Origin of the sequence: Kitasatospora sp. NPDC094028 (assembly GCF_049543595.1) — a bacterium.
Lineage (GTDB): Bacteria > Actinomycetota > Actinomycetes > Streptomycetales > Streptomycetaceae > Kitasatospora.
This window is the reverse complement of sequence record NZ_JBMVFA010000135.1, coordinates 284-1,033: the sequence shown is the minus strand read 5'-3', so window position 1 is coordinate 1,033 and position 750 is coordinate 284. Positions and strand designations below refer to the sequence as shown.

Genomic DNA, 750 nt, shown 5'->3' with positions numbered 1-750 from the left:
CCCAGCTCGGGGTCCGGCTCCTCGACCGCTCGCCGCAGGGCAGCAGCCTCACCGACGCCGGTCGGGCCTTCCTGCCCCGGGCCCGAATCCTGCTCCAGGAGGCCGAGCGGGCCGCCCGCACGGCCAGGGCCGCCGCGCAGCCTCGTACCGTCACCGTCGGCCGCGCCGAGGGACTGGTCATCACCGCCTGCACGCAGGAACTGCGCCGCCGCCACCCTGAGGCCCAGGTCCGCACCCGCCACCTCGACTGGCGGGACACGCGCGCGCTCACCGAGGGGCGCGTCGACGCCCTCATCGCCTACGGACCCCTGCCCTTCCCCACGGACGGCTTCCGGGTGACCACCCTCCATCAGGAACCGCGGGTGCTCGTCACCTCGGCCAGTCACCCGCTGGCCGACGAAAAGGCGATCAGCCCCGGGGCCCTGGCGGACGAGGAACTGGTGGCCTGCGCCAGCACCCCGGTTCTCTGGAGCACTCCCAAGCCGTTCGGCGCCCACCCGGCGCCGCCTCGGCCCGCGGGCGACGACAGCTTCGAGGACAAGCTGGAACTCGTCGCCACCGGCCACTGCGTCGCGATCTTCCCCGCCGGTGATCGACGCGCCGCGGTACGCGAGGACCTCGCCCTGATACCCCTCGTCGACACCGACCCCTGCGAGGTCCTGCTCGTCACCCGCGCCGACGACCCGAACCCGCTGCTCGGATCACTGGAGGACATCGCCCGCACCGTGCTCGGCGACGCCTAGGGCCTCT

1 protein-coding gene is annotated in these 750 nt (G+C 74.0%); it reads left to right on the top strand.

The window, feature by feature from the left end:
- Window positions 1-743, top strand: a 743-nt coding sequence (locus ACPC54_RS42340) for a LysR family transcriptional regulator (protein ID WP_498973109.1), incomplete at its 5' end; no start/stop codon positions are given.
- Window positions 744-750 lie beyond the last annotated feature (7 nt).